The sequence below is a fragment of the Nostoc sp. MS1 genome (genome assembly GCF_019976755.1).
Classification (GTDB): Bacteria; Cyanobacteriota; Cyanobacteriia; order Cyanobacteriales; family Nostocaceae; genus Trichormus.
The window spans coordinates 3,250,182-3,265,054 of the sequence record NZ_AP023441.1 but is presented as its reverse complement, the minus strand read 5'-3'; the positions used below and the strand labels follow the sequence as shown (position 1 = coordinate 3,265,054).

Below are 14,873 nucleotides of genomic sequence, written 5' to 3'. Positions count from 1 at the left end.
AAGCTTAACTGAACCGTATTGACCTTAAAAAGGTTAGCTATAGTCTCTCATTTGTTCAAGAAAAACCAAGTATTTTTCATAAAGTTTGTCTTCATACAAAATCTAAGAAACTGAATAGATATAATTTTGGACGGATTGCTCATTTTCATCAACAATAATTAAGAATGTAAAAGCGTGAATTAGTAGGAATTATTTACGCTTGCTGTGTGAGGAAGTGAGTTGAATTACTTAGTTAATCTATTGAATTACCTAACATCTAAGATGAATAAAACAGAGAATTTTAAGTACAAGCAGACTGCGCTTATTACTGGCGCAGCTAATGGTATTGGTTATGAATTAGCGTACATCTTTGCCCAAAACAACTACAATCTTGTATTAGTAGATCGGCTAGAGGGCAAGCTTCAAGAAATTGCCCATAAATTCCAAGATAAATTTAGCATTTCTGTTAAATCGATTATCAAAGATTTATCCAAATCAACATCTCCTGAAGAAATTTTTCAAGAATTAGCACAGGACAATATTAAAGTTGATGTGCTAGTGAATAACGCTGGGTTTGGTACATATGGATTATTTCATGAAACTAATCTTACTGATGAATTAGAAATGCTACAGGTAAATTTGGTATGTATGACTCATCTCACTAAGTTATTCCTAAAAACTATGGTTGAGCAAGGGAAAGGTAAAATTTTAAACGTCTCTTCAGCTGCGGCTTTTCAACCAGGGCCTTTAATGGCGGTTTATTTTGCTACTAAAGCTTACGTTTTATCTTTTTCAGAAGCACTTGCTAATGAATTGGAAGGTACAGGTGTAACTGTGACAGTTCTTTGTCCAGGCACAACAAAATCTGCTTTTCATGAAAGAACAGGAATGGCAGATTCTAAACTAGTTAAGGGTAAAAGAATGATGGATGCTGCAACTGTAGCAAATATTGGTTATCATGCTTTAATGAAAGGCAAAACAATTGTGATTCCTGGTCTAATCAATAAAATAATGGCAAAAAGTGTAAGATTTATACCTAGAAATCTGGTAACTAAAATAGTCAGAAATATGCAGGAGGATAAGTAATTGTTTTCAGTTTGCTGTCAATATTTTTTAAGTTGCATTCAATAATACAGAGAAGTAAAAATCTTTAGCTTGTTAATTACAGTTTATTTAGCTTGATGTAGCGGTTGCAGAATAACCAAAAATTAAGGTCTTTAAGTCTGCATCGGCAAATTTTGTTTGTGTATAAGCGGTTTCTAAGCTCCCATTTGGATTTTGAATGAATCCATTAATATGGAACCACGACTTCGCAATAAAACTGCGAAGTCGTCTCTATAAGATAGCTTATTAAGGCACTGGATTTGGGGAAGCAATACTTTTCAAACATCCTCTCAGATGAAATATTTTTTAATTATTTTATTTTTAGACATTTTAATTAACTTTTTTTAAGAAAAATTAACAAAATCAAACGTTTATCCATTTATGAATTTAGGAATTTATATTGTTTATGGTGATTATAGAAAATTTAATTTCTAAGAAATAAACCAGTAAAACGACTTAAGCAAATAAAGCTAATTTGAGAAAAATCAAATATGCTCAAACCTAATTACAGTCTGACTTCCGCAGTCTAATTTTTCCTATTCCAACAATAAATATTTATACTGAGATATATAATAAAAACCTTAAGATTGTAAATATATGCGCTGTTGAGGTGCTTGTATAGCAGGCTTTGGTCAAAGTTTTTTGAACTTAGCAATCCAAGGGTACGAAACCGTACAGATTTCTGTCTTTAAATGCGTGTAATTTTGTACCAAATTTGATATTTTAAACAAGTTTAAAGCAGAATGATACGTTTGAAGGTTCTTAACTGTCTTTTGTCACTTTTAGAAAATGTAATCCATCAAGAGTTCAGGGGCTTTGGTTTTCCTTTTATGCCTAGAATTTTTAGTTTCTAGAGCGAAGATAAAGCCTCAAACCTTCATAAAACCAAAGCTTTGAAATTTTTTCTAGATTGACAACACAGGATTAATGTCTGTATCTAAAGTGCCTCATATACCAATGAAGAATCAGATACTCGCTTCACTGTCATCTACTGAGTATCAACGTCTAGTTCCCTACTTAGAGCCTGTAAATCTTTTACTTAAGCAAGTGCTGTACACAGCAGGTGAACCCATTACCCATGTCTATTTTCCCTATGAGGCAATAACTTCTTTGGTATGTAACTTAGAAGACGGCTCGACTGTTGAAGCCGGTGTAATCAGCAATGACGGTATGGTAGGACTTCCGGTAATTTGGGGTGGCAATTCTACAACAACAACTGCGTTTATCCAGGCGGCTGGTACTGGTATGCGGATGAAAGCAGAAGTACTAATACAGGAGTTCCATCGGGGTGGAGAGCTTCAACGTTTGCTGCTGCGTTTCACTCAAGCACTGTTTACCCAAGTTACACAAACGGCAGCTTGCAATCGATTACACACCATCGAAGAGCGACTCGCTCGTTGGTTGCTAATAGTCCATGACCGTATGCAATCAGATACATTTCCCCTGACGCAAGAATTTATTGCTCAGATGCTAGGCTGTCGCCGTTCTGGTGTTACAGTGGCGGCAGGTACTCTCAGCAAAGCCGGAATTATTAGCTACAAGCGGGGAAATATTACCATCTTGAATCGTGACGATTTGGAAGCTACATCTTGCGAATGTTATTCCATTATCAAAAAAGAGTATATTAGGTTGCTAAGAATATAAAGCTTCCTGTGGTTAGTAATTTACAAAATTGGTACTAGTGGGTGTGTGTAGAACTGCGATCGCACAATCATTGAATAGTTTAACATTAAGGAAGACATCAGGCTAACGTGTTACTGCTGTATGCGCTGATGCTCCCGTTGTAAATCGTTAAGTCTGCAACTAAACAAAGTAATTCACCTTTTGACACATTGGGATTAGTCCCTAACTCCTCTCAAGCTGCCATCAGTTGCTGAACTACGCAAAACAGGCGCTTGGAGGTTTTTATGCCCATATCTAACCAGCCTCATCTACCAATAAAAAATAAGATACTTGCCTCACTCTCCCAGACTGAGTACCAACGTCTCATTCCTCACTTAGAGCATGTAGAACTGACATTTAATCAAGTCCTTTACCATACAGGTGAACCAATCACACACGTCTATTTTCCTCATCAGGCAATAGCTTCTTTAGTCTGTAACCAAGCAGATGGCTCGACCGTTGAAGCTGGTATGGTGAGCAATGATGGTATAGTGGGTCTTCCTGTAGTTTGGGGTGGTCACTCTACAAATACAAGCGCATTTGTTCAAGTTCCAGACAGTGGTATGAGGATGAAAGCCGAGATACTAATAGCGGAGTTCCATCGAGGTGGAGAGCTTCAAAGTTTGCTGTTGCGCTACACTCAAGCACTATTCACTCAGGTTACACAAACAGCAGCATGTAACCGCCTACATACGATAGAGGAACGACTTGCCCGGTGGCTGTTGCTAGTTTCTGACCGTATGCAATCAGATAAATTTCCTCTGACACAAGAATTTATTTCCCAAATGCTGGGTTGTCGCCGCTCTGGTGTTACAGTAGCAGCTGGTACTCTCAGCAAAGCCGGAATGATTAGCTACAAGCGTGGCAATATTACCATTCTGAATCGGTCAGACTTGGAAGATACATCTTGTGAGTGTTATTCCATTATCAAAAACGAATATGCTCGGTTGCTACATATACAGAGCTAGCTATGGTAAACTGCGGTCGGCATGAAACTAATGTTTTATCATGTTGTAACTCTGTTGGGGTTAGCCATAGCGAAAAAGCTTGACACTTAAGCGTTAGTGTGCGGAACCGTACAGACTCCTGAGATGAAGCAAGTGTAAACTTAAAGACATCTAAATAAATGTTATTTTAATTTCTTCATAAAAGTGTTCATAAGTAAATAATGAACGTTATGCTGATTTTTACTCATAGTTGCAATTATTACATAGGAGAAACATTTTCTATCCGAAAATTTCCTGCAATCTATACATAGAAGACACAGTGCTTTTAGGCCAAATACCTTTTACGGAATCGCCATCTCTTAATGGTTTACGGCTACTTGTCGTAGATAATAATGATGATTGCTTGTGCATGATTAAGTTGATTTTTGAAGATTGCCAAGCTCAAATTAAAACAGCAATATCTGTTGATCATGCAATACAGATACTAGAAGAGTGGCAACCAGATATTTTGATCAGTGAAATCGGACTGCCTGGAAAAGATGGTTATTCACTAATTCGCTCCATTAGGAATAAAGAAGCTTTATATGGAGAATTTCTGCCTGCGATCGCTCTTACATATCATTTAGATTCAGAATATCATAAGGCAGCAATTAAGGCTGGTTTTCAGGAGGTTGTTTGTAAACCTTTTGCTCTTGATGAATTAGTTGAAAAAGTTGTTAATCTTGTACAAATAAAATCTTTAAACTCCTTAATTTGAGTATGGACTTCCCTCATACTAATTCTGTAGAGTAATGCACATAACCAGGCCTCCTGTATTCCCCTAATAGGAGTAGATTTTTAACTTTGTGTCCCAAAAATCTGGGTTTTGGGGTGTAGAGGTGGAATTAGCTTTTAACTTGGGGAGGCTAGAGAAACTAAAAACAGTATAGAGAAGAGTTTCCTACGTCATCTATTTAGAATCTTAACTGCAAATAATTAAATATTAAAAAAAGTAAATTTTTTAATAATAAAAAATATTTATATAAAATAAAGAAAATTACTACTTGCGGAACTTCATTTATATAGTTAACTCTATCTTTAGAAAGTTGCTTATTCAAAGTATAAGAAATTAATTTACATTAATAACAGTAAATTTTAACTGTATTAAGAGATAGTTTATTGCTGTCTAACGGCACGAGTGTACGTGTTTAATTCATTAGCAAAAATTAACTTATTTACAATGCTTATGTTTATCTTTTAGTAAGCATAATTTTGTTTTTTTGATTTTTGATTCATCGTCTATAAGTATTTATACTGTAACTGAGGAAAACAAAATAATCTTTTTTTACGGTAATTCATGTTTTCATCTCTAACTAATTAACACTAGCGATCGCTATATTGATAATGTTGTACCGACCAATAAACAAACTACAAAAATTCATCAAAAAACAAAGTTTGTTGCGTCTGGGAGCCTTTCTGGCAACCCTATTGGGGATCATTTTGTTTAGTTGGGTAGCACTCGCGCAGCGACCAGTTACCCTGAATATGTTAATCACCGCCCCTGATGCCCAACCTTGGAGACAGGGTTTAATCAAAGACTTTGAGGCTGCTAACCCAGGCATTCGCCTCAATCTAGTTGAAGGGCCAAATGCAACAAACTTGCTAGAAGACTTGTATACCTCATCTTTTATCTTAGGTGAGTCTCCTTATGACTTGATCAATATGGATGTCATTTGGACACCCAAGTTTGCGGCGGCTGGATGGTTGCTACCCCTAGATAACCGCATTTCGCAACAGGAGTTAGCAGCATTTTCCGATAAGGATGTGGAAGGAGGACGTTACCAAGGCAAACTTTACCGCATTCCTATGCGTTCTGATGTGGGAATGCTCTACTACCGGGAAGATTTAATCAAACAAGCAGGACTCAAGCCACCAGAAACTTTTGCTGATTTAATGCAAATTTCCCAAATCTTGCAGAAGAAGGACGAAGTGAATTGGGGCTATTTGTGGCAAGGTCGCCAATATGAAGGACTCGTGGCAATGTTTATCGAAGTCCTTGAAGGCTTTGGTGGCTTTTGGGTAAATCCCGATAACTTGGAAGTTGGACTAGATAGACCAGAAACACTACAAGCCATTGAGTTTCTGCGTAATACGGTCAGAGAAGGTATTTCGCCCTCTGGAGTTACAACCTACCAAGAAGAAGATACCCGGCGCTTGTTCCAAAGTGGTCAAGTAGCATTTTTACGTAGTTGGCCTTACGCTTGGCCTCTAGCCCAGGCAGAAAATTCGCCAATTCGGGGCAAAGTTGCAATTAAACCAATGGTTCACGCTCCTGGACAAACGGGAGCAGCTTGTCTAGGAGGTTGGGGTTTAGGCATTGCCAAAAACTCCAGACATCCCGAAGAAGCTTGGAAGGCGATTCAATATTTTACGAGCAAAGAAGCACAACGCCGCTTCATTCTAACCGCAGGCTTTGTACCAAGTCGCAAAGAATTGTTTACCGACCCAGAGATAGTTGCCAAATACCCCCACTATCCCCAACTACTGGAGGTTGTGAGCAATGCAGTTTTGCGTCCACCCATTGCCCAGTATGCTCAAACTTCAGATATTTTGCAGCGTTATCTCAGCGCCGCCCTAGCCGGACGGATGGCTCCTGAACGAGCAATGCAAGCTGCGGCAGCAGAAACGCGCAGATTGTTAGGAGCTAGAGACAGTTGACAGTTGACAATTGACAATTGACAGTGAACATCACCTGATAACTGATAACTGACCAATGACTAACTCACAAACACTCCGAAGTCGGGAACAACGCACAGCCTGGATATTACTAGCACCTGCACTGCTGCTGCTGTTGTTTGTATTTGCCTACCCAATTTTACGGGCATTCTGGTTAAGTGTATTTACTAGGAACTTGGGAACGGAGTTACAACCCGTATTCTCTGGTTTGGATAATTATGTGCGGATGGCGGGGGATGGTCGTTTTTGGCAGAGTTTATGGGCAACGGCTGTTTTCACCACAGCATCGGTCATATCCGAACTACTGCTAGGGTTGGGAATTGCTTTGGTGCTGAATCAGGCGTTTTTTGGCCGGGGTATAGTACGTACAATTGCCATTTTACCTTGGGCTTTGCCTACAGCTTTGATTGGGCTGGCATGGTCGTGGATTTTTAATGACCAGTTTGGAGTTGTCAACGATATTCTGCGACGGTTGGGGTTGATTAACACGGGAATTAACTGGTTAGGAGATCCAACGCTGGCAATGATAGCAGTGGTGTTTGCTGATGTTTGGAAAACTACACCATTTATTAGTATTCTCCTGTTAGCTGGCTTACAGTCGATATCACAAGACCTCTATGAAGCTTACTCGGTTGATGGGGCAACTGCTTGGCAAAGCTTCCGCAATATTACCTTGCCATTGCTGCTGCCACAAATCTTAATTGCAGTGCTGTTTCGGTTTGCGCAAGCTTTTGGGATTTTCGATTTAATTGCAGTGATGACTGGGGGTGGCCCTGGTGGCTCTACTGAAGTGGTGTCATTGTACATTTATTCTACAGTGATGCGCTACTTAGATTTTGGTTATGGTGCAGCCCTAGTTGTGGTGACATTTCTCATATTAATTGCTGCGGTGGCGATCGCAAGTTTCTTATTAAATAAATACCGTGCCAGATCATCAGGAGCCATTTAAGCTATGAGTGTAACTCCCCAAACAATTCCTACGACTCCAAAACCAACCGGAGGAACTAAGTTTTCTGTTAAAAAAATCTTGCTGCCTATAGCTGTTGTCTTAGTGGTACTATTCAGCCTAGCACCAGCTTTGTGGCAATTGCTCACCTCGTTTAAAGTCAATGAAGATATCGCGGCTGTTCCTACTGTCTACTTTCCCACGCGATTCACTTTCAATCACTATATTGAGTTATTTACTCGTCGCCCATTTTGGCGTTACATCTTTAATAGTGCCTTTGTATCAATTATCTCTACAACTGTATCTTTAGTGATCGGCGCACCTGCTGCTTATGCCTTGGCAAGGTTACGCCCTTGGGGTGGAAAAGCCATCCTTGCCAGCATTCTCATCGTGACTTTATTTCCGGGAATTTTGCTGTTCTTAGGATTGTTAGAAATTATTCAAGCGCTCAGACTGGGTAACAACTATTTGGCGCTAATTATTCCCTACACCGCCATCAATTTACCCCTGACAATTCTAGTCCTGAGAAGCTTTTTCGAGCAGTTACCAAAGGACTTAGAAGATTCCGCTAGAGTCGATGGTTACAACACCTTTCAACTGCTGTGGCAAATTGTCCTGCCAATGACCCTTCCCGCCTTAGTCACAACTGGCATTCTCACCTTCATTTTTGCTTGGAATGAGTTTATCTTCGCCCTCACATTTATGACCCGCGAAGAATTGAAAACAATTCCCGTGGCGGCTGCTCAATTAGGTGGTGCAAGTGTATACGAAATTCCCTATGGCCCCATCGCGGCTGCAACTGTCATCGGGACTATACCCCTAGTTTTACTAGTTTTGTTTTTCCAACGCAGAATTGTCCAAGGTTTGACGGCTGGTGCTGTAAAAGGATAAGAAAAATGGCTAAACTTGAACTCAAAAATTTGAATAAAACCTATAATCCCAAAGTTATTCCTGTTAAAGACGTTAGCTTAACTGTAGATAACCATGAGTTTTTGACTCTCCTCGGCCCTTCCGGCTGTGGTAAATCTACCGTCCTACGCATGATTGCTGGTCTTGAAGAACCTACTCGCGGTCAAATCAAAATTGGGGATGTGGATGTCACCCATAAACGAGCAGCCGAGCGCAATATTGCAATGGTATTCCAAAGCTATGCACTCTATCCCCACATGACGGTATACGAAAATCTCGCTTCTGGGTTGAAGCTGAAAAAAGTTTCAACCGCAGAAATTAAACGACGAGTAGCAGAAGTGGCAGAGGTTTTGGGATTAGAGGAATTAATGAACCGTAAGCCTGGTCAGATGTCTGGAGGTCAACGCCAGCGCGTTGCTGTTGGTCGTGCTTTAGCGCGTAATGCCGATGTCTACTTGCTAGATGAGCCTTTAAGCAACCTGGATGCACTACTGCGGGAGCGGGTTAGAGCCGACCTCAAGCAAATTTTCGCCGCCCAAAAAGTGCCAGTAGTCTACGTCACCCACGACCAAACAGAAGCGATGACGCTTTCCACAAAAGTAGCTTTGCTCAATAATGGCTACGTACAGCAACTTGACCCACCAGACCGCATCTATAACCATCCAGCTAACTTATTTGTGGCGGGATTTGTTGGCAGTCCTCAAATGAACTTGCTAACTCTACCCTGTCAGGGAAGATCCGCGCTACTGGGTAACTTCCAAGTGCGTTTGCCAGACCTACCAACTGTACCACCCCAAATTGTCTTGGGAATCCGCCCAGAAAATGTTCGTATTGCTCAAAGCGGTGATACCCAAACTATCAGAGGGCGAGTGTATTTAGTAGAAAACTTGGGGATGCACTATTTGGTCAGTGTCAGGGTTGAAGGTTCACCAACTGGAGCGTTGACAGTACGTGCTTTGCTGCCAATAGATCAAAATTGGAGTGGCGAGGATATTACCCTAGCATTACCCCCTGAGAATATCCACTGGTTTGATGTTGAGTCTGGTCATGCACTTGTTAAGCGGCAAATGTTAGGTGTGAGGGGTTAATACTAAGTAGCTCAGTGTTAAAAATTATCGCTATGGCAAGGCAGGAGGCAGGAGGGAAGAGGGTTATAGCTTTGTTTACCTTTCTTAACTTAGTTTTGTTTTTTCCCACCGACTTACTTAATTCAAAATTCAAAATTCGTCTTGAAAAGTTTCCTACGGCGGTAAACCCGCCTACAGAACTTTCCGCCAAATTCAAAATTAACGTAAGTTCGACAGATGGAAAAAACCTTCTCCGATGTGGAAATAGGTTGGGAAGAGGTTCATCGAACTTACATTCAATTAACGTGAGTTCGAAGGAACTAAAAAATGGCAGGAGGTAGTGCAGGTAAGTCTTTTGGGTAAATATCAATCGAAGGTTTTTTAGGCAAATAGGTATAAGCAGCTAAACCAGCCATCAAGTTAACTAAAAAGTTAAATGGACTGCGATGACGAGAGTGTTCTATTTGACATATATTTTTGAGATGGTCATTGACTGATTCAATGACAGCACGTTTGCGTAACAGAATCTTATCAATCAGTTTGACCAAGCGGTTTTTCATTTTCTTCTGAGATTTTGTGACTAACTGCAATCCTCGTTGATATAACTCCTCAAATAATTTTTGAGATATATATCCTCTATCACCAAAAAGTTTACCGATTAAGTCACGAGTCATGTCTGGGACTGGTTTTCGGTCATCCACATTGGCAGGAGTTAGGGAAAATGCTAATAATTCTCCACAATCATTAATAATCAAATGTAGTTTAAATCCAAAATGCCAGCCCACAGAGTTTTTTCCCCATTTAACTAAACCTTTAAATACCTTGTGAGAATGCGCTCTGGCGTTATGACAAACATTTATCGGTGTGGAATCAATAAAGCTAATCCCTGTAATTTCTCCTGTACGTGTATGTAAAAAGCAACATAATAACATTAAACACCACGGCATCAATTCCACAAACCTTGTGTAGCTGACCAAATTGGGAAATGCTTCACGCCAACCAGGCAAAACTTGCAGTGTATAAAATTCCTTGAAAGTCTTATATCCACTGCCATGAAAGGCTATGACTATTGTCATCACTTCGGATAAGTGCATTCGGGATTGACTACGCCGTTCTCCTGTTGTCGATGGCAATTGTGGTACTTGCTGCCATAAATTTTCCCATTGCTGACACAAATCATCTATGTCGCAGAAAATTTGCGTGATGTCGAGGCGAGATACAATGGTAGACATAGCCGAGACCCCTATTTTTGTTAGATATTCTTAGTCTCGGCATTTTTTGTGCCTTTTTTACTTATTCCCCACAAATCTTAGTCCTTTTTTGACCTACCCAATTTCTCAAATTATTCCCTAGCAACCTTTTTGGGCTTTCTTGTCCATCGAACTCACGTTACATTAAGTCTAGGACAGGTTGTAATTGAGATTAAATGTCTTGACTTGTTGACGGTTAATTATCGCCTTCAAAAAACTATAACTTGAGGCATTGTGGTAAATATAAGAGGTATTCGCAATCGGTTTAACAATTTTCAAAATAACCGAATTACACCATTGCAATTACAAGATTTACGTAACGGCTTATTAGAAGAATCAACAATTAATACCAATTATATTGTCCTGATTTTGGGTTCTTGTATAATTGCCACATTAGGATTACTTTCTAATAGTGCTGCTGTCATTATTGGTGCAATGATTATTGCGCCTCTGATGTTACCAATTCGTGGGCTAGCATTTGGAGCATTAGAAGGTAATTTCATCTTATTCCGTAAAGCTGTAGCTGCTATTACCCTTGGAACAACTATATCAATTATTTTAGCTTGTATTATCGGTTACTTAGTGGCACTGCCACAATTTGGTAGCGAAATTATTAGTCGTTCTCGACCTACTTTATTAGACTTAGGTATTGCTGTAGCGGCCGGGGGAATTAGTGGTTTTGCTAAGGTGCAACCTAAAATTTCTGAAAGTTTAGCCGGAACTGCGATCGCCGTTGCGCTTATGCCACCAATTTGTGTGATTGGTTTAGGTTTATCGCAAGTCAATTGGTCACTGAGTTTCGGTGCATCTCTACTTTATCTCACCAATTTGTTAGGAATCACTCTTTCTTGTATGCTGACGTTTTTACTAACGGGTTGCACGTCATTTAAACGTGCAAGAAAAGCCCTAGCATGGACGTTAGCTTTAACAGCAATAATTTTTATTCCCTTAAGCATCAGCTTTTATCAGTTAATTAGACAAGCCAGACTCGAAGTAAGTTTAAAACAAGCATTGCTTAATAGAACTGTGACTTTTCAAAGGTTGGTACTACTAAATAGTGATGTAAATTGGTTAAGCACTCCACCAGAAGTTCGTTTAAGTGTTCGCACAAAAGAACCTATTACACCAAAACAAGTAGCACTATTAGAAAAATTTTTAGAAAAAGAAATGGGTCAACATTTTATGCTCATTTTTGAAGTAGGAGAAATTGAGGAAGTTACAAGTTCTCCCTCAAAGAATACTCCATCTAAAATTTAAAATCTAAAATCCCAAATTAGTATAATCTCCTGATTTGCCACCAGTTTTACTAACTAATCGAATCGATTCAATTTGCATCGATTTTTCTAGAGCTTTTGCCATATCGTATAAAGTTAAAGCCGCCACGGAAACAGCAGTTAAAGCTTCCATTTCTACACCAGTTTCGGCTTTAGTTTTGACGGTGGCTTCGATTTGATAACCAGGAAGTAGAGGATCTGCTGTAATCTCAACAGTTACTTTCTGCAATGGTAGGGGATGGCACAGGGGAATCAAATTTGCCGTCTGTTTGGCTGCCATAATCCCAGCTATTCGAGCGGTAGCTAACACATCACCTTTGGGAGTGTTGCCAGCTTGGATGGCTACTAGAGTTTCTGGACGCATCCGCACCTGACCAACCGCCACAGCTTCCCTCACAGTTGCGGCTTTCCCAGACACATCAACCATCTGTGCCTGCCCTTGAGCATCTAGATGAGTGAGGTTGGCAGAATTTTCCGAAAATAGGTCTTGCATAATCCTCAAAGAAAGTGCTAATATATATTTCTTGTAAGGGCGTGTAGCTCAGTGGACTAGAGCACGTGGCTACGGACCACGGTGTCGGGGGTTCGAATCCCTCCTCGCCCGTTCCAAAAGCAAAAACTAAACAGGCAAGAGTTGTTTTAGCTCTGCCTATTTTTTTATCAACTTAGTGGCTATTATTCAAGGAATAGACATCTTGACCACGACCCAACGCAAACTTTAAGGAATGAGTTAGGTTCTTACTCGATAGAGTCAGGAAAACTATCAGTGCTACCACCATTAACACACTAGTATAGGCAAACATACTCCGGTAGCCCATTTGTTGAGCTATAAAACCTAAAAGGGGAGCTGCGATCGCAATTCCTAAGTCAAAGCCAGCGATACAAATAGCGAAAATCCGCCCCCTTTCTTGCGGTACCGAACGGTCTGCCATCATCGTTGTAATCATGGAAATCATTGTACCGCCGCCACAACCTTCAGCTAAAGCGGCAAGCATAAAAGTAATGGTACTGTTGGCGAAAAATAACAGCAAAGATGCTATCAAATAAGCAATGATACCAAAAGTGATGAATAAACCCCGGCCCAGGCGATCGCTTGCTTTACCTATAAAAATCCGTAAACTAAAACTACTGATGGCAGAAATAGTATAAAACAGCCCAGCGTTAAGTTCTGCCCCCGTTGATTTAATATACAGTGGGACGAAAGTATGGACAGCACCAACTCCTATCCCCACTAATAACATCACCAATGTCGGTATTCTCACCCGTGGACTGGTCAAAATTTGCCAATAATTACTACTAGTTTTGCTTGTTTGCTGTTTTTGAATTGGAGGATTATTAACTTGTAATGCACCTAAAAGTCCGATAAAAGCCAATTCGGCAGTTAGCAAAAATAAGAAAGGATAACCAGTAGTAGACTCTAAATATCCCCCCATAGCTGGGCCAATTGCCAAGCCAATGGGTGCAGTTAAACTCATATAACTAATAATCTCACCACGAATAGTCACTGGAGCTAAATCTGCTACTAAGGCACTGTAACCAGTAGTAAAAGCAGCAATGCTAATGCCGTGAAATATTCGCACCAGCATTAATAAGGGAATGGCTTTAAACGCTAAATAACCAAAAGGGGCTGTTGTCGCTACAATTGTGCCAATTAATAGCAGCAATTTCCGACCATGTTGATCTGCTAATCGTCCCAACATTGGGCGAAACAGCAATAACCCAATAGCGAAGCCACCCATGACAATGCCAATTTCTTGCTTGCTTCCTCCCACGTTCTCGATATATAACGGTAGAGTGGGTAAAAAAGTAGCTGTACTAGACCAGAATAATAAACCTGCCGTAAATAGAATCAGCAGGTTAAGTTGCAGAGTTGCGTCAAAGGTATGAAAAGCTTTCAAGGTAGATGCAATTCAATGCTAAGTGTTTTTAACCAAAAAGTCAGGATTGAACACCCAAGATTTTGAATGCTGAGTTCCCAACTTTTCTTTACTAACATTTTTACCTTGAGTTCCCATTTTTTGCTACTACTTCTCTCACCCTATAAATAGGTCGTCCTTGGGATTCGTGGTAAGTACGCATGAGTAATTCTGCTAAAAGACCAAAGCAGAATAACTGTACACCTGTGACTAGTAATAATACTGCCAAAATCAGCAAAGGGCGATTACCAATCATTTCACCAAAAGCCAACTTAACGAAAGTTAAGTAAATTCCGATCCCTGTACCCAAAACCATTGATATCAAACCCAACAACCCAAAAACGTGCATTGGGCGTGTGAGGAACTTTTTCATGAAAGAGATGGTTAATAAATCCATCAGAACGCGGAATGTCCGCCAAATGCCGTATTTACTGCGTCCAAAGCGTCGAGCGTGATGTCGTACAGGAATTTCGGTAATCCTCGCACCTTCTATATAAGCCAAAGCTGGCAAAAAGCGGTGCAGTTCGCCGTAGAGGTTCATATCTGCCACTACTTCTGAACGATAGGCTTTCAGGGAACAGCCGTAGTCGTGCAGTTTTACCCCAGTAATTTTACCAATCAACCAGTTAGCAATTTTAGAAGGAAGTAAGCGGGAGATGGCTGCATCTTGACGCTTGTGTCGCCAACCACTAACTAAGTCAAAACCTTCCTCTAACTTTGCCAATAGCATAGGGATGTCGGCTGGGTCGTTTTGCAAATCAGCATCTAAAGTAACGATCGCCTCACCTAAAGCATAATTGAATCCGGCTGCCATCGCCGCAGTTTGCCCATAATTACGCCGCAAAATCACTACTTTTAGGTCAGAACGAATTTGTGCTTGTTCTTTGAGGAACTTATCTGATCCATCAGTCGAACCATCATCCACACAGATGATTTCATAACTTAACTGACTAGCAGATAAAGTAGATGCGATCGCCTCTAATAATAAAGGTAGACTTTCCACTTCATCATGTACTGGCACTACCACAGAAACATCGGGAATAATAGTAGAAATGCCTTCATTATCTGCGTTCACCCTAGCCGAAACTAACCCACTCCTCATGT

At 40.3% G+C, this 14,873-nt stretch carries 13 protein-coding genes and 1 tRNA gene; 10 read left to right on the top strand and 4 right to left on the bottom strand.

The genetic code is table 11. From position 1 onward, the window contains the following. The first annotated feature begins 261 nt into the window (after positions 1–261). From NSMS1_RS14130 to NSMS1_RS14095, 8 genes are all read left to right on the top strand, one after another. Positions 262–1,065 (top strand): SDR family NAD(P)-dependent oxidoreductase, encoded by an 804-nt coding sequence (locus NSMS1_RS14130; protein WP_224094385.1) that lies wholly within the window; start codon positions 262–264, stop codon positions 1,063–1,065. A gap of 975 nt (positions 1,066–2,040) precedes the next feature. Then, complete coding sequence (locus NSMS1_RS14125) at positions 2,041–2,727, top strand: Crp/Fnr family transcriptional regulator (RefSeq protein ID WP_224094375.1); 687 nt, start codon at positions 2,041–2,043, stop codon at positions 2,725–2,727. A gap of 263 nt (positions 2,728–2,990) precedes the next feature. Beyond that, positions 2,991–3,713, top strand: coding sequence for a Crp/Fnr family transcriptional regulator (locus tag NSMS1_RS14120; RefSeq protein WP_224094373.1), 723 nt, complete (start codon positions 2,991–2,993; stop codon positions 3,711–3,713). 298 nt (positions 3,714–4,011) lie between these two features. Next, the gene (locus tag NSMS1_RS14115) at positions 4,012–4,449 is read left to right on the top strand and encodes a response regulator (RefSeq protein WP_224094371.1); all 438 of its coding nucleotides are present in this window, start codon (positions 4,012–4,014) and stop codon (positions 4,447–4,449) included. Between the two features lie 626 nt (positions 4,450–5,075). After that, positions 5,076–6,389, top strand: coding sequence for an ABC transporter substrate-binding protein (locus NSMS1_RS14110; protein ID WP_224094369.1), 1,314 nt, complete (start codon positions 5,076–5,078; stop codon positions 6,387–6,389). 55 nt (positions 6,390–6,444) lie between these two features. Further along, positions 6,445–7,356 carry a carbohydrate ABC transporter permease gene (locus NSMS1_RS14105; protein WP_224094361.1) on the top strand — a complete coding sequence of 304 codons (912 nt, stop codon included), beginning with the start codon at positions 6,445–6,447 and terminating at the stop codon, positions 7,354–7,356. Positions 7,357–7,359: 3 nt separating this feature from the next. Next, positions 7,360–8,244: a carbohydrate ABC transporter permease gene (locus NSMS1_RS14100; RefSeq protein ID WP_224094359.1), complete on the top strand. Its 885-nt coding sequence runs from the start codon at positions 7,360–7,362 to the stop codon at positions 8,242–8,244. A gap of 5 nt (positions 8,245–8,249) precedes the next feature. Further along, entirely contained in the window at positions 8,250–9,350 is a 1,101-nt protein-coding gene (locus NSMS1_RS14095) for an ABC transporter ATP-binding protein (protein ID WP_224094357.1), read from the top strand. Between the two features lie 299 nt (positions 9,351–9,649). On the opposite strand, the gene NSMS1_RS14090 is transcribed toward NSMS1_RS14095, so the two are convergent. Then, a complete protein-coding gene (locus NSMS1_RS14090; protein ID WP_224094355.1) occupies positions 9,650–10,561 on the bottom strand; it encodes an IS982 family transposase in 912 nt (303 codons plus the stop codon). 252 nt (positions 10,562–10,813) lie between these two features. Here NSMS1_RS14090 and NSMS1_RS14085 point away from each other — a divergent pair, with 252 nt between their 5' ends. Further along, a complete protein-coding gene (locus NSMS1_RS14085; RefSeq protein WP_224094352.1) occupies positions 10,814–11,836 on the top strand; it encodes a DUF389 domain-containing protein in 1,023 nt (340 codons plus the stop codon). 3 nt (positions 11,837–11,839) lie between these two features. Here NSMS1_RS14085 and moaC read toward each other — a convergent pair whose 3' ends face one another. Next, positions 11,840–12,346, bottom strand: a complete 507-nt coding sequence (moaC, locus tag NSMS1_RS14080; RefSeq protein ID WP_224094350.1) for a cyclic pyranopterin monophosphate synthase MoaC — start codon at positions 12,344–12,346, stop codon at positions 11,840–11,842. A 37-nt stretch (positions 12,347–12,383) separates the two neighbouring features. Between moaC and NSMS1_RS14075 the strand changes: the two genes are divergently transcribed. Next, positions 12,384–12,457 (top strand) — tRNA-Arg (locus NSMS1_RS14075). Between the two features lie 61 nt (positions 12,458–12,518). On the opposite strand, the gene NSMS1_RS14070 is transcribed toward NSMS1_RS14075, so the two are convergent. Then, positions 12,519–13,751, bottom strand: coding sequence for an MFS transporter (locus tag NSMS1_RS14070; RefSeq protein ID WP_224094348.1), 1,233 nt, complete (start codon positions 13,749–13,751; stop codon positions 12,519–12,521). A gap of 100 nt (positions 13,752–13,851) precedes the next feature. Beyond that, entirely contained in the window at positions 13,852–14,871 is a 1,020-nt protein-coding gene (locus NSMS1_RS14065; RefSeq protein WP_224094347.1) for a glycosyltransferase family 2 protein, read from the bottom strand. Positions 14,872–14,873: the final 2 nt, after the last annotated feature.

Coding starts and splice junctions, on each gene's coding strand:
- NSMS1_RS14130 (WP_224094385.1), top strand. CDS start 262: ATGAATAAAACAGAGAATTTTAAGTACAAGCAGACTGCGCTTATTACT.
- NSMS1_RS14125 (WP_224094375.1), top strand. CDS start 2,041: ATGAAGAATCAGATACTCGCTTCACTGTCATCTACTGAGTATCAACGT.
- NSMS1_RS14120 (WP_224094373.1), top strand. CDS start 2,991: ATGCCCATATCTAACCAGCCTCATCTACCAATAAAAAATAAGATACTT.
- NSMS1_RS14110 (WP_224094369.1), top strand. CDS start 5,076: ATGTTGTACCGACCAATAAACAAACTACAAAAATTCATCAAAAAACAA.
- NSMS1_RS14105 (WP_224094361.1), top strand. CDS start 6,445: ATGACTAACTCACAAACACTCCGAAGTCGGGAACAACGCACAGCCTGG.
- NSMS1_RS14100 (WP_224094359.1), top strand. CDS start 7,360: ATGAGTGTAACTCCCCAAACAATTCCTACGACTCCAAAACCAACCGGA.
- NSMS1_RS14095 (WP_224094357.1), top strand. CDS start 8,250: ATGGCTAAACTTGAACTCAAAAATTTGAATAAAACCTATAATCCCAAA.
- NSMS1_RS14090 (WP_224094355.1), bottom strand. CDS start 10,561: ATGTCTACCATTGTATCTCGCCTCGACATCACGCAAATTTTCTGCGAC.
- moaC (WP_224094350.1), bottom strand. CDS start 12,346: ATGCAAGACCTATTTTCGGAAAATTCTGCCAACCTCACTCATCTAGAT.
- NSMS1_RS14065 (WP_224094347.1), bottom strand. CDS start 14,871: ATGAGGAGTGGGTTAGTTTCGGCTAGGGTGAACGCAGATAATGAAGGC.